The organism is Actinobaculum sp. 313 (assembly GCF_003073475.1).
Classification (GTDB): Bacteria; Actinomycetota; Actinomycetes; order Actinomycetales; family Actinomycetaceae; genus Asp313.
This window is the reverse complement of sequence record NZ_CP029033.1, coordinates 46,587-69,945: the sequence shown is the minus strand read 5'-3', so window position 1 is coordinate 69,945 and position 23,359 is coordinate 46,587. Positions and strand designations below refer to the sequence as shown.

The 23,359-nt window shown below is 59.3% G+C and carries 12 protein-coding genes and 1 tRNA gene; 3 read left to right on the top strand and 10 right to left on the bottom strand.

All coding sequences use genetic code 11. From position 1 onward, the window contains the following. Positions 1–395: 395 nt before the first annotated feature. From DDD63_RS00245 to DDD63_RS12110, 4 genes are all read right to left on the bottom strand, one after another. Entirely contained in the window at positions 396–713 is a 318-nt protein-coding gene (locus tag DDD63_RS00245; protein WP_108714682.1) for a transposase, read from the bottom strand. Between the two features lie 202 nt (positions 714–915). Then, entirely contained in the window at positions 916–4,446 is a 3,531-nt protein-coding gene (locus tag DDD63_RS00240; protein ID WP_108714681.1) for a DUF5979 domain-containing protein, read from the bottom strand. A gap of 433 nt (positions 4,447–4,879) precedes the next feature. Next, complete coding sequence (locus DDD63_RS00235; protein WP_108714680.1) at positions 4,880–5,710, bottom strand: ribonuclease H; 831 nt, start codon at positions 5,708–5,710, stop codon at positions 4,880–4,882. Between the two features lie 160 nt (positions 5,711–5,870). Further along, entirely contained in the window at positions 5,871–6,044 is a 174-nt protein-coding gene (locus DDD63_RS12110) for a hypothetical protein (protein ID WP_164505377.1), read from the bottom strand. A 286-nt stretch (positions 6,045–6,330) separates the two neighbouring features. On the opposite strand from DDD63_RS12110, the gene DDD63_RS00230 reads away from it, so the two are divergent. Further along, entirely contained in the window at positions 6,331–7,242 is a 912-nt protein-coding gene (locus DDD63_RS00230) for a macro domain-containing protein (RefSeq protein ID WP_108714679.1), read from the top strand. Between the two features lie 97 nt (positions 7,243–7,339). Continuing rightward, complete coding sequence (locus DDD63_RS00225) at positions 7,340–8,344, top strand: thioredoxin domain-containing protein (protein WP_108714678.1); 1,005 nt, start codon at positions 7,340–7,342, stop codon at positions 8,342–8,344. Between the two features lie 605 nt (positions 8,345–8,949). On the opposite strand, the gene DDD63_RS00220 is transcribed toward DDD63_RS00225, so the two are convergent. From DDD63_RS00220 to metB, 5 genes are all read right to left on the bottom strand, one after another. Then, positions 8,950–12,816 carry a DUF5979 domain-containing protein gene (locus DDD63_RS00220; protein WP_108714677.1) on the bottom strand — a complete coding sequence of 1,289 codons (3,867 nt, stop codon included), beginning with the start codon at positions 12,814–12,816 and terminating at the stop codon, positions 8,950–8,952. Positions 12,817–13,119: 303 nt separating this feature from the next. Next, entirely contained in the window at positions 13,120–14,853 is a 1,734-nt protein-coding gene (locus tag DDD63_RS00215; RefSeq protein ID WP_108714676.1) for an ABC transporter ATP-binding protein, read from the bottom strand. Further along, positions 14,850–15,761 carry an ATP-binding cassette domain-containing protein gene (locus tag DDD63_RS00210; protein ID WP_125482366.1) on the bottom strand — a complete coding sequence of 304 codons (912 nt, stop codon included), beginning with the start codon at positions 15,759–15,761 and terminating at the stop codon, positions 14,850–14,852. The genes DDD63_RS00215 and DDD63_RS00210 overlap by 4 nt, the downstream gene beginning before the upstream one ends. Before the next feature lie 55 nt (positions 15,762–15,816). Further along, a complete protein-coding gene (locus DDD63_RS00205; protein WP_108714675.1) occupies positions 15,817–17,175 on the bottom strand; it encodes an ABC transporter ATP-binding protein in 1,359 nt (452 codons plus the stop codon). A 396-nt stretch (positions 17,176–17,571) separates the two neighbouring features. After that, entirely contained in the window at positions 17,572–18,747 is a 1,176-nt protein-coding gene (gene metB, locus DDD63_RS00200) for a cystathionine gamma-synthase (protein ID WP_205647271.1), read from the bottom strand. 1,643 nt (positions 18,748–20,390) lie between these two features. Between metB and DDD63_RS00195 the strand changes: the two genes are divergently transcribed. Next, a complete protein-coding gene (locus DDD63_RS00195) occupies positions 20,391–21,278 on the top strand; it encodes a DUF559 domain-containing protein (RefSeq protein WP_240611296.1) in 888 nt (295 codons plus the stop codon). Between the two features lie 1,271 nt (positions 21,279–22,549). On the opposite strand, the gene DDD63_RS00190 is transcribed toward DDD63_RS00195, so the two are convergent. After that, positions 22,550–22,636 (bottom strand) — tRNA-Leu (locus DDD63_RS00190). Positions 22,637–23,359 lie beyond the last annotated feature (723 nt).

Here is a 23,359-nt window from a genome sequence, read left to right as displayed (position 1 = left end):
AAAGTGCCGATTCACCAGGTCGGCGGGACACCGCTTCTTGAGCGCGCTGCGCGTAGTGCGTGGTGCTGTGGCGCGGCGGATACCCTGTAGGCCCATGGCCCGCATCAACCTCTCCACGGTGCAGCGAGCCACATGCCCCAACCCATGCCGCTCACAGACCTCAGGCCGGTTCAGCATCGCATGCATCTTGCGGGCGTCCAGAACGCAGTAGTTGTTCTCCTGAACCTTCTTGATCTCGGCCTTCAGAGCCTCATCGCGTCTACTCCTTGCTGATCGGGGACGGGACTTGGCTGCGTAGTAGGTACTCGGGGCGATCTTGACGTCGGCGCTGGTCAGCGCCTGGCAGATCGGCTCGACCCCAAATTCCTCCTTGCGGGAGTCGATGTACTGACAGATCAGCAGGATGGGAGCTCACACTCCGCGGCGAAATAGGCCGACGCACTCCTCAAGATCGCATTCGCCCGCCGCAGCTCCCGATTCTCGGCCTCCAGCCCCCGAATCCGCTCGGCATCGGATGTGGTGGTTCCCGGCCGGGCGCCTATATCGATCTCAGCCTTCTTAACCCAGGTGCGTAGCGCCTCAGGGTGGCCGCCCAGTTCATCGGCGATCCTGCGGATCGCCCCCTTGGACCGCTCGGGGTCCCTACGAGCCTCCACAGCCATCCTGGTAGCCCGCTCCCGCAACTCCTCCGGATACTTCCTTGATGCACTCATGACAGTAATCCTTCCGTGTAATCACTGCCTCCATCAAACCCGGGACGATTCAGCTCTCCACGCCGACACGAAAGTGACCACAAAAGGCAAGGGCGACTGCGCATCACGCAGTCGCCCTTGCCATCCGGATGTATCCGTCAGAACTCACCGTGCAGCCCAGGCCCTATCAGAGCCGTAGTACTACAGGCACCTGACCACATCTCTATGCTTCCCGACGTCGAACCCAAAGCACCAAACCTCCAGCAACAATCGCCACCACGGCCATTGCACCCGGAGCGCGCAGGTCCGCGCCCGTCAACGGCAAAGACTTCTTTGCCTTCTTTGGCGCCGAAGAAGGCGTACTCTTCGACGGCGGAGGCGGAGTGTTCTCCGTGTAAGTATTCGTGAAGCTCAACTCCACCACCTTATCCTTCTCCTCGATACCCACCTTCTGCGCAGCGGGAACCTTCACCGTGTAGCCACTCAACTGAGCTGAATTAACATCCTCAACAACTTCACATGCCGTGCCCACCGGGAACGTCTTGTCAGCCTTCACCACCGTCCCGTCACCAGGAACCGTCAGTGAACCAATCGACCCATCCGAACACTCGTAAGCAAACGTGAAGCTCTTACCCTTAGCCACATCGGCACCAGAGACCTTCTTCACCACAGAGAACGAACCACGATCCAACGTGTAAGTATTAGTCGCCTCAACAGCAATGGCCGATCCATCACCAATTTCGATAGTCGCAGACTTACCTTCCACAACATTGCCATCAACACTCAGTCTGGTAGCCACCTGCGCATTGGCAACAAACGCATCCTTCTCCGTGACCGTACACGAACCCACAGGCACATCCGTGACCTGCTCAGACTTCCCCGCCCGCACCGTCAACGTACCGGACATCGTCTCGTTACCCGCACCATCTACACACGTGTAATCGAAACCGAAAGACTGCGGCGCAAACTGAGCACCATCACCATCGACCGTCTTAGCAACAGTGAACCCACCAACCAGACGCCGGTAGTCATTCGTGATCGTATTCTCCTGCGTCTGATCCTTTGTGATCATGACCTTAGCCGCAGTATGCGTGGTTGCTACTGCATAGCCGTCACGTCGTGCGGAGTCTCCATCCTCAGTAATGACACAGCTAGTACCAGTTGGCAGGTTGTCTACCCGCACAGGCGTACCATCACCAGGAACATCGAGCACGCCAGAAGTCTGATCCGGATCATCACAAACGTAATTCACCTTGAACGACTCCCCGGTGCCAGACGTGTAGTCACCAGTCACCTTCTTCGCCACAGAGAACGAACCACGATCACGCGTATAGGTATTCGTCGCTTCAACGGCAATCGCGGAACCATCAGTCACGCTAATGGTGGCCTTAGAACCTTCCACCGCCGCACCATCAACCGTCCACGACGTCATCAACTGCGCGCCGTTAACCGTCGCATCGCGCTCACTAATCTCACACGTACCAGTTGGAACATCTTCCACGCCCTCAATCTGACCTGGCGTGACCTGCAGCGTACCAGAGACTGTCTCCTCACCTGCCGCGTCCACACAAGCGTAATCAAAGGCAAAGTTCACCGGAGCCAAACTCGCTCCATCACCATCGACCTTCTTACTGATGGAGAATCCACCAACCAAACGCTTGTAGTCATTGGTGACCGTCACGTCCTGCGTGGTGTCCTTCTCAATACTCAGATTCGTCGCCGAATAATCGACCGCCAGCGCGTAGCCGGTGCGCTGTGCAGAATCCGCATCCTCGCCGATAACGCAGTTCGTACCTGTCGGCAGGCCATCCACCGAGACAGCCGTACCGTCAGCCGGAACGCTCAGCGAACCCGACGTCGCTTCGGCGTCGTCGCACCGATAGTTGACAGTGAATGTCTCGCCCGGAGTGGCAGTGTAGTCACCCCGCACGACCTTCTTCACCGAGAACGAGCCACGATCCCGTGTGTAAGAGTTGGTGAATGACGCCTCGATCAGAGTGGAAGCGTTCGAGATTGTCACCGTCTGCGGCTCGGGAGCGCTCAGGGTGTAGCCATCCACCTGTGCAGTGTCAGCATTCTCCACGATGCTACAGGTTGTGCCCAACGGGAAGCTCTTGTCCACCGTCACTGCCGTCCCGTCCCCGGGAACATTGACCGTTCCGGACTGGCCGTCAGAGCACTCATAGTCAAAAGTAAACTGCTTGCTCGTAACGTTATCTGCACCGGACACAAACTTCTTGATGGCGAAGGTTCCTTGCGGTGCCGTCGTGTTCGTCAGTGTCACGGCCACTGATGTCTGATCACCAATCGTGAGCGTGTTCGTGGCCCTACCGTCGATAAGGAATTCCGGATCAGACCAACCGAGTGCGGTGTACGTACTTGTCGATGGATCCTCCGCGAGAGCGATCTTCGTGCCCTTCGGGAAGGTACCATTGAAGGGCACCTTTTGACCGACGACGGCCTTCATCTGCGCCGTACCCGTTTTCCCATCCGCGCTCAGCATGCCGGGCGCCGTCCAGTCCTCGTAGGTTGAGGCAACAGCAGGCAGTTCATAGCTGACGTCGACGGTGAACTCGGTACCCGCCGGAACACTGGCCGCTCCCGTGCCGGAAACAACCTTGGTGATATCAAAACCACCGAAGCCTGCCGCCATCTCCACCGTGATAGAGAAGGACTCCACAAAGTAGCGCGAATCCTGCACCTGAACCTCAGTGCCATGCAGTGTCGCACTGTTTCCGTAGATCACACCTCGAGTGACCTTTCCACCGGAGAACGTGACCGGGAAAGTGACCTGGTAGTTCGAGTCCGGCTTGAATGGGCCGGTGGCGGTGATCTTAGCAGTTCTGCCATTTACCTCGACGCTTAGGTCAAAATCCCCCATCGCGGTCGTCGCATCAGCACCCGAGGCATCCGTGAGCCGAGTCTGCTGCATCGTCGCGTCACCGTTGGTACCGCGATAATAAAGGACCCAATCTTTCAGGTAGTCTCCGGCGCGGAACTCCATTCCCTCGCCGAGATTGTCGGTCATGACAATCGTCTGGCGGCTACCATCGAGAGTGGTTCCGGTCTTCTCCCCCACATATTTCGTTCCGAAGTCGATGCCCCACGTCATGCCCTTCTCGCTCCAGAGCGCTCCGGCCCATTTGTGGAAATTGTAGACCCGGTACTTTTCACCAACAGCCTCGCCAATCCCGCCGGTTTCAGGAAGATCAACGGAAACGACATTGTTCGTCGTAATATCGGCCGTCTCTGATGTTGTTGCTTTAACAGCACGCAGTCGTGCTGTGCCTGTTCCACGGAATGCGGCAAATCCAGCCGCCTTTAGCTCGTCAACCTTGTCGCTAAAGGTGCATACCACCTGCGTGCGCGTTAGATCACAGGATCCAATTTCAATCTGCTCACCATTGTTGGTGACCGTCATCGGCGCAGTCTTCGGATACTCAAGATTCTCGAAGTAGGTGCCGAGATCGATCGTGAAGGAGTCGCCACTCTTCACATCGGCATTCGACGCATCCCACTTGAAATCAAGGCGAGCGTGCTGGCCGACCGTCAGCTTTCCCGGCCAATCGCCTGTGCCCTGGTTATTTGTACGGGTAAGTGTCAGATCACTGATAACAATGTTCGGATTGTCCGCAGCGCGCGCAGGAACAATGACCCCAAACACAGAGAGAACCATTGCGAATAAGGTGATACATGCTATCGCGATGCGCCCCTGTTGTCGGTTGCGCCAACCCGACTGAGTGACCCCTGTCATAGATGCCTCCTGAGGATCGTAAAGCGCGAATGCGCCACCAACAGCTCTCCGGGCGTGATCACGGAGAACTGACAAGTAGATACACAGACTCCTAGTGCTAGGTTCTTAGATTACACTAAAGGCAGAGAGTTCAGATGGGCTAACAATGTTACATTCGTTTACATAAGCGCCTCACGTGCGTTGTTAGCCAAGTTTTCACCACTATTGTGGGTTTCCTCAATCTGATCGCGATCCGCAAGATGTGCCCAACTCCACTACATTTCGAGGAGGACCCACATCGGGGCCGCACGATAAACGACGCAGTAAACCTCTAGGATCGACGAGTCGATCATGCCCTTCGGCTGACCCGTCAGAGATGATGTCGCACCGGTGGTCCGTGCGGCGTCCTGGAACGATCACGCCGCCTTGTCGGACACGCCATCGTCACGCGCGGTCACCTATCGGATCGTGTCCGCGCCTGCGCCGAAGCGAGTCTGTCACACAACTCATTCGCGGCGTCGCCGGCATGCCCCTTCACCCATTCGACCTCGGTGCGTCCTCTTCGCGCCTCGTACAGCCCCAGCAGGGTTTCGACAAGTTCACGATTCTTCACCGGTTCACCGTCGGCCTTCTTCCAACCCCGACGCCGCCAGGTAGGTGCCCATTTCGTCACAACATTGATCACATACTGAGAATCACAACGAATAAGCAAGGATACCTCCGGGCCGACGAACTCCAACGCCTTAATCAAGGCGGTGAGTTCCATGCTGTTATTCGTCGTCGACGACGCACCACCTGACTCCCACGCCCCGCTTACCTGTTCGACCCATGCCCATCCGCCAGGCCCGGGATTGCCCGAACATGCACCGTCTGTAGCGATGATGCGGTCAAAACCAGGTCTAATCGTCCCTACTGGACCGCCTTGTGAAGTGACTCGCGAAGAAATACCGGCACTCTCCTCCACCGGCCTTTCGGATCCAGGGCCGTAGGCATCAGTGTCATCTTCACGATCATCATCGAACAGTGCTTCCTGGTCGAAAACCGGCCCGGCATCCTGCCTGAGGGTCATACCAACGCCGAGAAGCAACACCGTGACATCGGGATCCCATAAGGCGGCATCCCGGCCGGCGTCGTCGATACCTGAGGTGGCGAGGTCATGGCGCACCGCAAGCGCCGTTGGATGAGCGCCTTCCGCTAAGCCGATTCGGCCCAGCGCTTCAAGCACCTCGTATGAATCACAATCAAAACGCTCGGCCAGTTCGGATGTCAGCAGCCACTGAGTCATATGCTCAGCCTATCGGTACATCGTGCAGTACGGCGCGAACTCATCCAGTCGGCACATGCTACTAACCGTGGGGAGCTCGGCCCGCAAACAGGGCAGGCGGCAACTGTGACCGCATTCGTCTTCCCATCGGCAGACTTCTGCCGGACAGACCGGGCGCCCGCTACAGGAGAACCGTGCCCCGTTCGGCCTGGGGGTCGAGCAGGTCAAAGATAACCTGCTGACCCGTGAGTCGACCATGCCCATCCCGCCTGGGGGCGAGTGGTCGCTGTCGGGAGGCGCGATCACGTCCCGTCCCGCTTAGGGCCGCGACGTCGTCGAGAACCCGTCGCGACACTGCAGCACCTCTGGTTGCCGTGTGGCAACCGAATGCCGGTAGCGAGAATCTTCGACCAGCAAAGCCCCTGGCAGCGGTGCTGCAACACGCCCACGCCGGCCCGGGCAGAGGTTTCACGATCCGGCCGATCATCGCCACGATCACAACACGCCCACGCCGGCCCGGGCAGATGCCTTCGCTGCCTTCCGCTCGCCGCAGTGCGGGGGACGCCACCTTCCCGCCGAGGCACAAGACCACCAAATACCGGTACATTTGAGGGGAACGAATGCCGGTTGAAGGAGGAGTTATGCTTCCACTTTCCGCATACCGAGAAGCTATTCATTTGGATGAGCCCATCAGAGCGCTTGCGGACAATGATCCCCGCTCGGATCTTGAACTACTAACAATCGCACTTGACGGTCTGACAACTCCGGGTAGCGGGCCGCTTTTCGCTGCCGATGCGAACATCGACGAGGACGCGCTGCGGGAGACATTACGCTTCAAGCTTGTCACTCGCGAACCTGGCCCGCTGAGCCCAGGAGTCTCCGACGCCGTTGATGTGCTCCTTTCGCGTCGCTCCGCGCACCTCGGGCGGACAACCGGGCGCAATCTCATGCGTATCTCCGAAATGATGCCGTTCTCCGACTACGGCTCAGCCCGGAATGTTGCCATGTGGCGTGGAGATGTGCGCGAGTTGAAGGCGGATGCCGTCGTCAATGCCGCCATGCCGGATCTGCTCGGCTGTAAGGACCCCCACCATCCCTGTATCGACAATTACATCCAGGGGCAGGGCGGGCCATGGATCCGCAACGATTGCGCGATTATCCACAAGATGCAGGGTAGCAACGAGGAGATTGGTGGAGCCAAGCTGACCCGCGGCTATCGCCTTCCCGCACGGTATGTGCTGCACACCGTAAGCCCGCGGCCTGCGGCTGGAAATCCGACCGACGCCGACCGTGAGGCCCTCGCACGTTGCTACACGTCATGCCTCGATCTGGCGGCGGAGAAAGGCGATATCCACCAGGTATCCTTCTGCGCCCTGTCCACCGGAAAGAATGGCTTCCCCTTCGAGGAGGCCACGCATATCGCTCTTTCCACCGTTAATCGCTGGCTGCAGTTGCACGGCACCGATGTTATCGAACTTATCATCTTCAATATCTTTGAAGACGAGGATGCCGAGGGGTACATGCGCGCTCTGAACAACTGGATCGAAGATTGATAACGTATTGAACAGGGATCGGTTGCGCCTGGCAGCAATCGGCAACAGCTCCGAAGCTCTGGCCCGTCCCATGCCGGGCCGATAAGAAAGGATCGCTATGACAGACAGCAATACGCCACCACAGGAACCGACACCCCCGCAGAATTCGGGTGACTTCACCGCTGGGGAGGGATCATCCACTACCGACGGCGCCCCTCGGCCCGGTGGTGCAGCATTTGCTGCCCCGCCTGCCAGCCCCGGAGCGGGGGCTACCCGGAAGACCTCTCCCGCCATCATCAGCCTTATCGTCGTGGTGGCACTCCTGGCCATCGCGCTGATCATTGCACTCATCCGGCCTTGGGACAATACGAGCAGCAATGGACCGACCACGGCATCCACGACGCCAATCGGATCACCCACGGAATCTTCATCCACTTCGACTACCGCTACGGAAGAACTCACCGATCTGCAGGTCGCTGAGGCCAAAATCGCCGATGAGAAGGGGTGGGTCGCCGGAACCGATTATGTGCCCAGTTTGCTTAGCCCTGGTTGGGAACTTGCCCTGTCAATCGATGAGGAAGGAGATACAGGGCTGGTCCGCGGACCTGCGGACGCTCCTGTTACAGTCCATGTGTTTGGTGACTTCTCGTGTCCTTTGTGCACCCGACTGCATACCGAATCTATGGACAAACTAGAGGAGATGGCTGACGAGGGAAAGATCCGCTTGGAGTGGCACAACTTCGTCATCTTCGGAGACTATGGTTCTGATAAGGCCGCACGTGGCACCATTGCCGCCGCGAAGCAAGACAAGCTCTGGGAGTTCATCGCTGCAGCATACGATAGTGCCGGTGACGGAAATCATCCCACCTATACCGATGAGTCCGTTGAGGAAATTGCCAAGCAGGCTGGAATTCCTGATATGGACCAGTTCCGTAACGATTACGCTTCCGATGAGACGCAGCAGGCAGTGACTTCGCAGACGGACTATGCCCGCAACACTCTCGGACTGACCGGGACACCCAATCTGATTGTGAGGGGCAGTTTCATCAACGGCGCATATCCCACCGACATTATCCTCAATACCATCGAGATGCAGACCGAACTGGCAGCCCGCGGGTTCTAACCTGTCTGCCGCCAGGCCGGGGCGGAGGAGCCTCAGTTGGACAGGCGCCAAACGGTGCCCTGCGTACAGATGGCGAAAAGGCGTCATTCATTCGGCTGTGCATATGACGGTGCTTGGCGTATGTCGGATGCGTTCTTGGTGGAACCTACGGCAGGCAGAATCAGGACCTACCTGCGTTCTGGAACGTCCAGATCATGGTGGAATGACGGTGGAGGGGCCGCAGCCGGGGTGAGAGGTGTCCAAATCCCGTCCAAACGAAAGGTACTCGCTCAGGGAGGGCGTCGAAATCCGCGTGATTCCGCCAGTTCTTATATCGATCCGATCAAGTTTTCAGTCGTTTGGACGGGATTTGAACACCAGGCAGCAGCCACCTATCCCCCAGCGCACACATCACCCCATAGCCAAGCCCGTCACCTTGACCACGCATTGCGCCCCAGCACTCCTCAAGAACACGCGCTCTCCACGCCGACACGAAAGTGACCACAAAAGGCAAGGGCGACTGCGCATCACGCAGTCGCCCTTGCCATCCGGATGTATCCGTCAGAACTCACCGTGCAGCCCAGGCCCTATCAGAGCCGTAGTACTACAGGCACCTGACCACATCTCTATGCTTCCCGACGTCGAACCCAAAGCACCAAACCTCCAGCAACAATCGCCACCACGGCCATTGCACCCGGAGCGCGCAGGTCCGCGCCCGTCAACGGCAAAGACTTCTTTGCCTTCTTTGGCGCCGAAGAAGGCGTACTCTTCGACGGCGGAGGCGGAGTGTTCTCCGTGTAAGTATTCGTGAAGCTCAACTCCACCACCTTATCCTTCTCCTCGATACCCACCTTCTGCGCAGCGGGAACCTTCACCGTGTAGCCACTCAACTGAGCTGAATTAACATCCTCAACAACTTCACATGCCGTGCCCACCGGGAACGTCTTGTCAGCCTTCACCACCGTCCCGTCACCAGGAACCGTCAGTGAACCAATCGACCCATCCGAACACTCGTAAGCAAACGTGAAGCTCTTACCCTTAGCCACATCGGCACCAGAGACCTTCTTCACCACAGAGAACGAACCACGATCCAACGTGTAAGTATTAGTCGCCTCAACAGCAATGGCCGATCCATCACCAATTTCGATAGTCGCAGACTTACCTTCCACAACATTGCCATCAACACTCAGTCTGGTAGCCACCTGCGCATTGGCAACAAACGCATCCTTCTCCGTGACCGTACACGAACCCACAGGCACATCCGTGACCTGCTCAGACTTCCCCGCCCGCACCGTCAACGTACCGGACATCGTCTCGTTACCCGCACCATCTACACACGTGTAATCGAAACCGAAAGACTGCGGCGCAAACTGAGCACCATCACCATCGACCGTCTTAGCAACAGTGAACCCACCAACCAGACGCGTGTACTCATTGGTCACGGTCATCGGCAGCGTCTTATCCTTCTCGATCATCACAGTGGTCGAGGAGTACGACGTCGCCAATGCATATCCCTCGCGCTGTGAAGACTCCGCATCCTCGGTCAATGTGCACGTCGTACCAACTGGCAGACCATCTACCATCACCGCCGTGCCGTCAGCCGGAACGGACAACGATCCAGAGGTCTTATCGGCATCATCACACGTGTAATTCACGGTGAAGGAATCACCTGCAGCAGTGTAGTCACCAGTCACCTTCTTCGCCACAGAGAACGAACCACGATCACGCGTATAGGTATTGGTGGCCGCAACGGCCACGCTCGCGCCGTCGGTCACATTGACTGTAGCCGTATCGCCATCGACAGCCGCACCATCAACCGTCAACTTGGTAGTCAACTGCGTATTGGCAACGGATGCGTCCTTCTCCTTGACCGTGCACGAGCCGGTGGGAACATCGGCCACACTCGCCGAAGAGCCCGCCTGCACCGTCAAGGTACCGGAAACAGTTGCCGCACCCGCAGCATCCGCACAGCTGTAGTCGAAATCGAAGGAGGCCGGCGCAAACTGAGCACCATCACCATCGACCGTCTTAGCAACAGTGAACCCACCAACCAGACGCGTGTACTCATTGGTCACGGTTACTTCCTGTGTCTTACACTTTTCGATCATCACCTTGTCTGACGAGTACGACACGTCCAAAGCGTATCCGTCCCGCTGTGCGGAAGCCTCATCCTCAGCAACAGTGCAGGAGGTGCCCGCAGGCAGCCCATCTACTGTAACCGCTGTTCCGTCGGCGGGGACATTGAGCGTTCCCTCCGTCTTATCGGCATCATCACAGGTGTACTTCACCGTGAAGGAATCTCCCTCAACCGGAGTGTACTCGCCGGTAACGGCCTTCTTTACTGAGAACGAGCCGCGCTCGCGCGTGTACGTGTTGGTCGCTTCCACAACAACGGCCGAACCGTCGGTCACATTGACTGTAGCCGTATTGCCATCGACAGCCTCACCATCGACCGTCAATTTGGTAGCCAACTGTGCACCATCGACCCCTGCACTCTTTTCTGAAACAGTGCAGGTACCGGTTGGGATGTCCTCAGCAGATGCCGACTCCCCATTCTGAACCGTCAGAGTTCCTGAGGCAGTCTCTTTACCAGCAGCATCTATACAGGCGTACTCAAAATCGAAGCTCGCCGGAGCAAGGTCGGCCGCATCGCCTGCAACCGTCTTCTTCACTGAGAATCCACCACTGAGGCGCTTGTAGTCGTTCGTGAAGGCGACCTCAACGGGCGAGGTCGCATCCGAGATTTCTACCGTCTGCGCTTCCGGCACATCTAGCGAGTACTCGGCAAGTTGGGCAGAACTCGCGTCCTCAGTGATCGTACACGTGGTACCCAAGGCGAAGTTCTTATCGGACTTGACCGCATTACCGTCACCCTTAACCTTCAGAGAGCCAGTCGAACCGTCAGAACAGGAGTAATCGAAGCTGAACTCCTTACTCACTGCTTCCGCACTACCTGTCACGGTTTTCTTCACCGCGAAAGTGCCCTGCGGCGCCGTCGTGTTGGTCAACGTGACAGCCGTCGAAATCTGATCGCTGATCGTCAGCGTGTTTGTTGTGGAGCTGCCGATTGTGAACACCGGCGTACCCCACGAGAGTCCACTGGCGTTCTCCGAGTTCGGATCCTCCGAGAGCGTGATCTTCGTACCCTGCGGGAAGGTGCCGTTGAACGGTACCTTCTGGCCAAGAATCACGGTCATCGTCGTAGTACCCGTTAAGCCGTCTGCGTTCAACGTACCGGGAGCTTCCCAATCTGCGTAATTCGAGGCAGCAGCCGGAAGTTCATATTCCACGTCAACCGTGAACTCGGTGTTAGCAGGAACGGTGGCTGCTCCTGCACCGGTGGCGAGCTTCGTGATATCGAACCCGCCATAGCCAGCCTTCATATTAACCGTGATGGAGAAGGACTCGACGAAGGTGCGCGAGCTCTCACCCTGCACTTCGGTGCCGGTGATAGTTGCCTCGTTGTCGTACACGACACCACGAGTCACCTCACCACCCTCGAAATTACACCAGTAGACAACCGAGTAGTTCGAGTTCGGCAGAAAAGGACCGGTCACCTTGATCGTGGCGACCCTGCCGGTTGCGTCGATTTCCACATCCATATCGAAATCGCCCCAGGTGAGGCTGCGATCATTGCCGGTGGCATCGGTCAGCGCGTTGAGGGTGATAACAGAGTCTTGTCCCTCGGTGCCGCGATAGTAGAGAATCCACTCCCTGAACGTGGCGGGATCGAAGTACAAGCCCTCACCGAGAGTATCCGTGATGGTGATGGTTTGCCGACTTCCGTCGAGAGGGAGCCCTGCCTGCTGGGTCAGATACTCCGTGCCGAAGTTCAACCCCCACTGCATCTTGCTGCCATCGCTCAGAAGGCCGCCGGCCCACTTGTCGAACCTGAACTTCGAGAACGGCGTGCCGATAACCTCACCAATACCACCGGTATCCGGCAGATCAACAGAGGTCACGCCGTTCGTGGTGATATCGGCAGTCTCTGAGTCAGTCGCCACCAATACGCGCAGCATGGCCGATCCGGTTCCACTGATAGCGGTGAAACCCGAGTTTTTCAGTTCCTCGGCCTTCTCATTGAAGGTGCACACGACGGTGGTCCGCGTGAGATCGCAAGTGCCGATCTCGACCTGCTGACCGTTGTAGGTCACCGTCATCGGCGTGCTCTTCGGATACTCCAGGTTCCGGAAATAGCTGCCGAGGTCGATAGTGAAGGAATCACCATCCTTCACATCGGCACTCGACGCATCCCAGGAGAAGTCGAGACGCGCATAGTCTTCAACACGCAAGCCTCCACCTTGTGGATTGCCATTGCTATCGGTCTTGGTCAATACGAGGTCACTGACCTTGATGTTTGGGTTGTCGGCCGCCTGAGCGGGCGCCACAATGCCGATTTGCGTGCAGAGCATTGCGACGAGCGCCGTGAACGCAAGCACGAGTCGGCGATACCGCCGCCCGTCTGGTGCGGCCACACGAGTGTGCCCAGTCATCCATTCCTCCTGAGGATTGTGTGTCAACTGTTCACCGCACCGTGGCTCCGGGCGTGACCAGAGCGCATGGTGACAGAAAACTTATCCTTCTTTGCTGATCGAACCTAGCACAGGGCGGGAGAGGACGCCGCGATTCGCGTTATTTCGCCACTTTGTCAGCCTTCACGGCGACAATTCTCCAATTGTGAGCACATAGACTCTGCCGTGAGTCTCCTCGCAGGTCACGGGCGCGCACATTTCGCCTTTTGCCCCGAAAGTGTCACAGGTGATCACATAACCCAACCGATAGACGTGACGAATCTCTCAGTCTTGCTGCCACGCCGTCCACAGGCGGGCATACTCCCCACCACTAACGACGAGTTCATCATGACTACCAAGTTCAACAAGATAGCCGTCACGCATCACAGCAACTCGGTCTGCGTCATGTGCTGTGTAGAGCCGGTGTGCAATGGAAATAACGGTGCGTCCCGCCAGCACATTAGCCAGTGATTGTTCCACCGAACGCGCCGCCGTGGTGTCCAGTAACGACGTCGCTTCGTCCAGAATCAGCACCTTCGGGTCCAGAAGCACGATTCGCGCCAGGGCAATCTGCTGCGCCTGTGCCGGGGTAAGCCGTTTTCCGCCAGAGCCGACGACGGTCTCCAGGCCGTCCTCCAGTTCAGCTAGCCACGTCGCATTCACACTGGCCAAAGCAGCGCGTAATTCGTCGTCAGTGGCATCCGGCTTTGCAAAACGTAGATTATCGGCCACCGTACCAACAAAGACGTGGTGTTCCTGCGTGACCAATGCGACCGTCGAACAGAGTTGCGCTTCCCCGATGCGCGTGACCTGCGCACCACCCACCTGCACCGCACCTGAGTCCGGGGCATTAATCCCGGCGATGAGTCGGCCAAGGGTTGATTTTCCCGCTCCCGACGGCCCAACAATGGCCAAGGTCTCACCCGGCCGCACATCAAGATCAACACCGTGCAGCACCTCCTCTCCATCGCGGTAGGAGAAATGCACGTCGCGGCAGGCCAGATCCGCTCCACGCGGCTCCTCGACGTCGTCGGAAACGGATTCGGAGGGAACCATGTCTACGCCGAAAATCCGCGCGAAGGATGCCGAGGAGAACTGCAGTTCGTTCATCCACCACCCCAGCTCCCACAGGGGGCCGCGCAATTGTTGCGTATACAGCGCCACTGCCGTTACCGCCCCCAGAGTGGTGACGCCACGTCCCATCAGGTAGGCGCCCCATGCGATCACGAGGAGGATCGGCAGTGACACAATCAGTTGCACCGCCACGATGAAGACGCTCCTGATCCACCCCGTGTACCGTTCATTGCGCCACAGCTCACGGATCAATACGCTCATACGCGAAACACGCATTTCTCCGAGCCGGAGAGAGTCAACTGTGCCGATCTGTTCGACTGTCTCGGACACCGTGCCCGATACCCCGGACCACAGGGCCGACGCCGCCAGATAGGCGGGAATGGAACGCCGGGTGTACCAGCGTATGGCGAGCCACATCGGAATAATCGGTACGACGACGAGGAAGCCGACCTGCGGCTCCGCGAGAACAGCGGCTCCCATTGTTACGAGGATCGTCAGCACCAGAATGAGAAAGCGCGGGATTCCCCGGTGCACGAAGGTCTGTACGCGATCAATATCATGCGTTGTCCGCCCGAGCAGGTCGCCGGTTCCCGCCGACTCCACAACCGAAATCGGCAGATGCGTGACCCTATTGACGACCCCGTTGCGTAACTGCGCGAATATCAGTTCGCCCAACACCAGGCTCTGATAGTTGCCGAAGTAGGCGAGGATTCCTTGAATCACCACCACGGCGAGCAGCAGGGCGATAAGGCGCTGGATATACCCCGGCGTCGTTCCGCTGGAGACCGCATCAATAGCGCGGCCAATAACCTGCGGTGCTACCACCGAGGCCAGAGCAACCAGGAGTTGCAGGCCGATAACCAGGCAGAATCGCCCGCGATGCTGCGCAACGAGGCCACCCAGCCTGCGCGATACCGTGCGGGAATCAGCGGTAGGTAGTCTCATGCGTCATCTCCTGGATACTCCGTGGTCGGCGCCGATTGATCATTGATATTCCCGGGCGGTGGCTCGTGAGTCACAGCGCGGTCTAGCGGCTGGGAAGCTGTAGCTAGGGTTACCGGTTGATTCTTAGATGCGGCGGACTGCGTTCGCTCACCGCGGTGCACGACGGCGACATACTCCGGGCTCTCAAGAAGCTGCCAGTGGGTGCCGCGCGCAACTTCTTTCCCATCCCGCACTAGGACGACTTCATCGCAATGGTTCAGCAACAGGGGCGACGTCGTCACCAGTACCGTGGTCCGGCCAGATCGGGCCTCAGCCAGATTCGCGGCAATTCGCGCTTCGGTATGCGAATCGACGGCGCTGGTCGGCTCCACCAGGATGACGATGGGCGGCTCCTGATATAGCGCACGAGCGAGGACGGAACGCTGCCGTTGACCGCCGGAGAGAGACCTCCCTCGCTCGGCGATTTGGCCATTAAGCCCTTCCGGCAGCGACTCGAGAACGTCATCGGCATGGGCGGTGCGAAGCGCCGCTAGCAATTGCGCGTCGCCCTCGGTTTCGCCCGACTCGGTGAAGAGGGGCCTGATGTCTCCATCCGGTGCCAGGGTGTCCTCGATCTGTTGACGTATGTCGCGCGGCTCAATGTAGGGAGCACTCGGACCGAGCAGCCCGGATCGCAGAGTGCCGGTGAATAGTTCGGCGATCGGCCCAACGTATACGATGCCACGGCGGACTTCATCGACCGGATAACGACGGATGTCGACGCCGTCCGCGCGGACCTCATCCCGATCATCCCGGCGGGAGAGCCGCGACGCGATGGTTCTTGTCTCCCCGGATGCGGCAGACACCAAGGCCGTCATCACACCGGGCCGGACCGCCACGCCGCTGGCCAGATCGGTCAACGTCACCACACCCCAGTCCGGAGCGGGGAGCGATGTGCGGGCGGGGTCAGGGGCGCGGCCAGGGCTACGTCAGAGGCGGCGCCGGGGTACGGCCGGGGGCTCGGCCAGAGGGGGCGCCAGTAACGCTCCCGCGCTCACCTGCATCTTCGCCGCCGACCCTCGCCTCGCTGCCCGAGTTCCGCTCGTCATTGGGCCAAGGTCCGTCGTCGCTGGCTTCGTGCTCGTCGTCGGCCTGGCGCTTGCCGATGCTGGCTTGGCGCTCGTCGTCACCAGCTAACGGCTCACCCTCAAATACGCGCGAGAACTTCTTCGCCGCAACCCAAGCGCGAGAGGTGATCTGAATCATCTGCGAAATCAAGCCGATTGGCATGGAAAGGAACGCCGTGTAACCATAAAAGGCGACCAGCTCTCCGGACGTCATGCTCCCGAGGTAGGTCATCCACAGCCCGCCACCGACCACAATCGCCGTGAATAGCGCCGGCCCCGCCGTTTGGATGGCGTCGAGCAGCGCCCGTGGCCGCGCGGCGCGTATACCAGCCTCCTGCACAGCCCGCGACTGCTTGACGTACGCCTCGTTGTAGCGGTCTTCCCCACCAACGCCGCGCAGAACGCGCAGTCCCACGATGGCATCGGAAGCTAGCGCCGTCAGTTTTCCCTGTTCCTCACGCTGGGCGGCAATCCGCTCTTGCAACGGCTTGATAATGCGAGAAATGCCGTACAAGAGCAGTGGCATGCCAATAATCACGAACAGCCCTAACGGCAGAGATACCCGCAGCATCAACACCGCGACAACGGCGAACGCCGCAAGGGAACTGACCAGTTCGGGTATCCATTCCAGCAAAGCGCCCAGTTTATTGCTGTCGCTGGTTACCACTGCCACAAGATCGCCAGAGGGCATCTCTTGCGACGTCGTCGTGCGGCGCATGAATACCTTGCCCATCAGAAGACGCACCGGATCCCATGTACCGCGCAGCCAAAGTGCCGTTTGCGGCGTTTCTGCCAGGCCACCGAATGCCGCAAGCAGAACAATGCCCACGAAAACGAGAGTGGGTGGCACGAGTGCCGCCGTCAGTCCATGGTGCAGATCCGAGTCGAGTAGGGTCCCAATCGCCCACGGAACAAGGGCCATGGAGATGTAGCTCATCGCGAGTACCGTGCTGCACAACACGATGGGTTTCAGGTTGCGGCGCAGCAGCGCGCGGATGAGGGCACGCGGCCCGGAGGGAAGCTCCGGCACAGGATCGCGGTGCTCCACCGGCTCACGCATGAACTCGGGCCAGCGCTGCGGGTGCCAGCCAACGTGTAGGTGGCGGTCGCGCTGGGTGCCCGGAGGAGTCTTTGCACTGTCTGCGCGGTTCTGCTGGATGCCCGCATCGCGCACGCGGGCAGCGTCGCCGAAAAGATCGTTGTCTCGGTATGACATCTTCTACCTATCTCTGGCCGACCTAACTGGTCGACCCCTATGGCATGCCGCAGGTAGGCTGCATCGCGCTGCCCGGCGCTCAACTACTTTTGCATGGCTACTCCAGGTGCAGACCTGGAGTTGTCAACAAAATCGGTAAAGAAGTGTCATAGTGCAAAGTGTAGCAGAATGCTCTGCGACGTGTCGCTGGTGCGTGCCGCGGTGATACGAGCTACAACTCCCGTATTCTGGTCGCCGCGTTTCGCTCGAATGGCCCCTTGCCACGGCAACGCTTGTTGGCGGCGTCGCGGGCAACTTAGGCCCTGCTCTGGTCCGCCGCGTCACTCACAACCTCGACCACCGCTCGTCAACATTGTCTCTCGCCGACATCGTCGTAAACCTCGCCGCCGTGGCGACCTATGCTGCGGCAGCCCCCGCCGCAGCACCCGCTCTCTCCAGACCGGCAAGAACGTCCGCTACCAGATCATCCGCGTCCTCGATCCCCACGCTCAGTCGCAGCAGGCCAGGCGTCACACCGGCTGCGGCCTGCGCCTGGGCATCCATCGCCGCGTGCGTCATGGAGGCAGGATGCGCCACAAGAGACTCCACTCCACCCAGAGACTCAGCCAGGGAGAAATGCTCCAGTCCGGTGAGGAAGGCCTCCACGGCGGCCTCGCCGCCGACAAGCTCGAAGGAGACCATACCTCCGTAGCCCTGCTGCTGCGCCGTCGCTAACTCATGGTCAGGACTATCGGAAAGGCCGGGATAGTAGACTGCAGATACTTCTGGCCGCCCCGCCAAAGTCTCCGCAAGAACGCGCGCATTGCTCTGGTGCACGTTCAAGCGCGCCCGCAGGGTCCGCAGGCCACGCAGAGTGAGATACGAATCGAACGGACTGCCCGTCACTCCTAGCACATTCGCCCACCAGGCCAGGCGCTCGGCGTCCTCCGCAGTCTTCGCCACAACGGCACCGCCCACCACGTCGCTATGCCCGTTGATGTACTTCGTGGTGGAGTGCAGCACGATGTCACATCCGAGTTGCAACGGTTGCTGCCCGAGTGGTGAGAGGAAAGTATTGTCGGCGACGACGACGGCGCCCACCTGCTTCGCGGCCGCGGCCGTCGCGCGTATATCGGTGATGCGCAGCAGCGGGTTGGAAGGCGTTTCAATGAAGACCACTGCGGGCCGCTGCTCAGTGATGGCCGACACCGCCGCCGTTCCGGTCATTGAAACGAACTCAACGTCGAGATGGCGAGTCTCAGCCAATGTCGAGAGCAAACGCCATGTTCCTCCGTAACAGTCACATGGGGCGAGTACCTTCTGCCCCGGCTTGACGAAGGTCAGAAGCGCGAGCGTAATCGCGGCAGTACCCGTCGCCGTAACAACTGCTCCTGCGCCGCCTTCTAAATCGGCTAGTGCCTCGGCCAGAATTGAACGCGTCGGATTGCCGCACCGCGTGTAGTCGTACTCGCGTTTGTTGTCAAATGCCTCGAAAGCGAAGTTCGTCGAGAGGTAGACCGGGGGTACCACTGACCCGTAGGCCATATCGTTCTCGAGTCCTGCTCGAACGGTTCGTGTCGTATGACCTGCCATGTCCATCCTCCTTTGTCTTTCGCTCGATGTCTGGACTATCGCGCATAGGCCACACACGGACTGGCACGGACTGGCGCTCCCACTGGCACAGACCATTTCGGTCCCCCTCTGCGGCACTGCCATCCGTTTCCATACGTTGTTCCAGCGTGTGCGGATACCCTGAGGATAAATCGAGGCCTGCGGTTTCGCGAGCACTGCCGCATCGTGGATGCCACGGGCGAACGACCGCGATTTGTGCTCAATCATGCCGGTCCCGTTACCCGGCCTGGCGGTCTCGCGTCGCCGGTCGGTCCCTTCCTGGTTCCCGGCGGTTCATTCCCTCCCGGGCCTGGCGGTTTATTCCCTCCCGCGCGCCCGGAGGTTCGCGTCCCGGGCATTCACTCTCCCTCCCGCGTTTCCACACGTTCACGGTCCCAACCGTTCACGGTCCCTGCGCTTCAGGTTGTCGACGGTTCACCTTCCCACGCGCCTGGACCTCATCCCCGGCCTGGCGGTCACGTATCGCCGCTCCGTCCGCTCTGTCGCCTTTTGCCCGGACGGCCTTCCGTCCGGCGCAGGGTCTCAAATGCCTGCCGACGGGCATAACACTGGGCAAACCGCCATGATCACCTCCGCATCTGCTACGGCCCGCCCATTGAATGCACCAACGGCATAAGTGTGCCAGTGACACGACCCGCATCCACATGCCTCTAGCGCTGCGCATGTCTGATCTCAGCAGGGTCCATCCGCCCAAGTTCCGCAGGTCAGTGGGGGTCTGCCGTTGCATAGTCAACTGCCGTGGGTCGGTCTGTCCGGGCGTGACCCCCACAGGGGTAGATCTGCCCTAACACGACCTACGCTGGGCAAATCCACCCCAACACGACCTACGCTGGGCAAATCCACCCCCAACACGACCTACGCTGGGCAAATCCACCCCCAACACGACCTACGCTGGGCAAATCCACCCCCAACACGACTCGCGCAGCGCCAAATCTACCCAAATCCCCTCCGTGGCCTACTCGGCCAACCAGGCACTGGCGCTCCTTCGGTGGTACTTTGTCAAAATCCCGTCCAAACGAAGGAAAAATAGAATCGCTCCATTTAAAAAATGGCGGAATCATGCGGAATTGAGGCGATGGCCTTGTTGCTAACTCGTCGTTTGGACGGGATTTTGACACCACGCCGCTCACACACCCGGCCCGGTCCACCCACACCCGGTCCAACCCACACACCCGGCCCGGTCCACCCACACCCGGTCCAACCCACACATCCGGCCCGGTCCAACCCACACATCCGGCCCGGTCCACCCACACCCGGTCCGACCCAGATGAAGAGACCTTCACAGTAACGCCAGCGCCAGAGAAGCGCGATCTTGCTACTCACTGATCCAGCCACAACCCACCTGCCCGGCTTGACACCGATCCACCGGAACAATGGCGAATGCTCCGCCGATACTCACGATCAGTGAGCGCCGGGCACCGGACCATCGGAACAGCGCCGGTCACCATCTGGTAATCGTCTACTGGCCTTCATTCGCTTACATCCACACAAGGATTGCGGCCCATCCAACAAGTCGACGTATCCACAACCTCGATTCGTCCGCGCCTTTCCACAGGAATTCGCATCGCCTTTCTTTTAGGTCGCCGTCTTGCCAATCTCAAGTCATGACGCAAGACGATGACATTCTCGCTCGCATACGCAGTTGCCACGGCGCTGTGCGACTGCTTGAGCTCCAATTGGATCGCACAGAACGCCGCCATGTCGACCGCCTAGTAGGTGCTGGAGAACTGATCGCCTATCCTCGAGGAGTGGTCGGCTTGCTGGGCGCCGAGCGCCATGTAGTCCTTGCTCGCATACACGGCGGAGTCATCACCTGCCAGCATGCGGCTTACTACTACGGCTACCCCCAATCCTCATCGTGGAGTGTGGTACATATCGCCATACCACATGGCCGATACCCTCACGCTGGTGATCTGGGAGGCTACTTCTATCCCCGCACTCGAGAGGTCGTGCATATAGAACGCTCCCTTGAACTTCCGGCACCAACCGCCTATCCCGCGGCGCCCGTCCCGCTCATGCTGGCCCGCTTTCTGCGTTGCGATAACCGCCCGGAGGGTCCGCTCATGGCCTGCGACGCCGCACTACACCAGTCGCATACCACAGCCGCCGCTATTGCCGCGCTATTACGCGGTCCCGGCTCCCGGCAGGCTCGCGATAGGCTCTCTCTGGCTAGTGCACGTGCGCGCTCGCCCCTGGAAACAAAGGCTCGGCTTCAGTTTCATGATGCGGGCATCAACTTCGCCGACGGCGTGCAGATTCCGGGCGTCGGCGAAGTTGATTTCGTGATTGAAGGCTGGCTGGTGGTCGAGGTTGACGGCTACAGCTATCACAACGACGACTATCAGTTCGCTGCAGATCGTTGGCGCGACCGCGAACTCTTCAAACAGGGTTATCGCGTTGCTCGTTTCACGCGGCAAGAAGTCGAGAACGGACTGATCGTATCGGAGGTCAAGGAGATTCTCGCTTCGCGCTACAACACTCAGCCAACTTAGTGAGCAGTATGGAGTATTTCACGCGAGGTGTGATCACCTAAGTACGGCCTGAGCGAGCCGACCGGTTGGTCAGAAAACCTGGAACACCCCGTTGTAGAGTGCAGTGTTCGAGGAGGCTTCACGGAAGGTCACTCCTCTCGACATCATCGCGTCGGAGGGCTCCGTCGAAGCGTCAGAACGCCGCGACTCCATCACGGATAGCAACTCCTCCTCGACCTCAAAACCCAGTCATCACGAGACTAGATCGAGAGGACCGGCCCGCAACTCCTCCTCGACCTCAAAACCCAGTCGTCACAGGACTGGATTGAGAGGACCGGCCCGCAACTCCTCCTCGGCGTGAGAACCCAGTCCACCCTTTCTCAGAGCCGGAGGAGCCTGCCGCTGTGGCGCCTGCCGCGACTGTCTAGACCCGAAAGATCAACACTGTGAGGGAGGTCCCGACCGTTAGAGGTGTTGCTTCGTCGGGTTCGTCCAAATCCGCTCCGTGGTGTGCTGTTCCGACCAGGCCCTGGTGCTCCTTCTGTGGTACTTTGTCAAAATCCCGTCCAAACGAAGGCAAAGTGGAATCGCTCCATTTAAAGAATGGTGGAATCATGCGGATTTGAGGCGATGGCCCTTTCGATAACTCGTCGTTTGGACGGGATTTTGACACCCATCGGAGCATCAGATCGCATGGCCCGGTCATGGTCGCATCGGCAGACCCAAGCATGAGCCCGGCGCCGCACTCGGCGCTGGGACACACCAGACCGCTAGAGCGTGACGGGCCCCGGCGAGAAAGAGCATGCCGACAACCCAACCATGAAACGGACAACAAACTCCACACTAGAACACACCACACCACTAGACCCTGACGGGCCCCGGCGAGAAAGACCATGCCGACAACCCAACCATGAAACGGACAACAAACTCCACACTAGAACACACCACACCACTAGACCCTGACGGGCCCCGGCGAGAAAGACCATGCCGACAGACCCCGGCATGAGGCGGGCACCGCACTCGGCACTGGGACACACGAAACCGCTAGAGCATGACGGGCCGGGCAAGAAAAACCATGCCGACAACCAGACCACAAAGCGGACAGCTTCTCCGGCCTTTAAGCCGCTTCTCGTTGCGTTCATAACCAGCTGGACGGAACACAGGCATGAAAAGTGGTTTAAGCAGGAGCTAATGCGTCTGAACTTGATTGACGGTCCGGCCGTAGGCGGGCTTGGCAGGTTACTAGTACCAGGTGATCAACTCACCGGTGCCAGATGATCAACCGAGATGAATGGTGCTCAAGGGGGGAGTTGAACCCCCACGCCCTTTCGGGCACACGGACCTGAACCGTGCGCGTCTGCCTATTCCGCCACTTGAGCTCGAACGCACCGCACTTGCGGGCTAGCCGCCTCTGAATGCGTTTTCAGCATGTATCAGCTTAGTGGGGACCGGTTCTAATTCCAAGTCGATGCAGTGTGGAGCCGCCCACGAAGAACGGCCATCTGACCCAAGTGTGGCCACACCGAATTGAACGGAACTTTTCCCGCGTCGGCACTCCCGCGTCAGCACGAGGCGCGAGTGACACCGCCCACATTAATTTCGCCATTGCTCCTGATAGGCACGGTGCCGTCTGGCATGGAACCTCATCAGAAAGGTAACAGCGCGATAACAAGGATGCCAAAAGCATCAACGAACCCGTAAGGTGTGATAGGTGGACTTTGCTTCACCGGAAGGATGCAGGGTTTCGCTGCTGGTCAGCGGACACTTCGCAGTCGCACGAGGTTTGTGCCCTTTGACGGCTCCTCGCTGAGAGCACTCCCGTCGAGAGACCGGTTCAGCCGCTCAGCGGCACTCGCTAGCAGGCAGGCGCCGCCCTCAGCGGCTCGCCTCGCCCTCAGCGCCTTGCCTCGCCCGCAGCGGCCGTGTATCCAGCCGGGGAAGAGTCCTCTCCCCGATGAGCCGGGATGGCGCCACTTCGGTTCCGCCGCTCAAAGAGGATAAAGTGTCATCGGCCGGAGGTGGTACATGGTTGTCAGCACAGGTGAGACCGAGTTGTCAGCACAGGTGAGACCGAGCACCGTGATGCGACCGTGCTCTCTGGT

Coding starts and splice junctions, on each gene's coding strand:
- DDD63_RS00245 (WP_108714682.1), bottom strand. CDS start 713: ATGAGTGCATCAAGGAAGTATCCGGAGGAGTTGCGGGAGCGGGCTACC.
- DDD63_RS00240 (WP_108714681.1), bottom strand. CDS start 4,446: ATGACAGGGGTCACTCAGTCGGGTTGGCGCAACCGACAACAGGGGCGC.
- DDD63_RS00235 (WP_108714680.1), bottom strand. CDS start 5,710: ATGACTCAGTGGCTGCTGACATCCGAACTGGCCGAGCGTTTTGATTGT.
- DDD63_RS00230 (WP_108714679.1), top strand. CDS start 6,331: ATGCTTCCACTTTCCGCATACCGAGAAGCTATTCATTTGGATGAGCCC.
- DDD63_RS00225 (WP_108714678.1), top strand. CDS start 7,340: ATGACAGACAGCAATACGCCACCACAGGAACCGACACCCCCGCAGAAT.
- DDD63_RS00220 (WP_108714677.1), bottom strand. CDS start 12,816: ATGACTGGGCACACTCGTGTGGCCGCACCAGACGGGCGGCGGTATCGC.
- DDD63_RS00215 (WP_108714676.1), bottom strand. CDS start 14,853: ATGAGACTACCTACCGCTGATTCCCGCACGGTATCGCGCAGGCTGGGT.
- DDD63_RS00205 (WP_108714675.1), bottom strand. CDS start 17,175: ATGTCATACCGAGACAACGATCTTTTCGGCGACGCTGCCCGCGTGCGC.
- metB (WP_205647271.1), bottom strand. CDS start 18,747: ATGGCAGGTCATACGACACGAACCGTTCGAGCAGGACTCGAGAACGAT.
- DDD63_RS00195 (WP_240611296.1), top strand. CDS start 20,391: ATGACGCAAGACGATGACATTCTCGCTCGCATACGCAGTTGCCACGGC.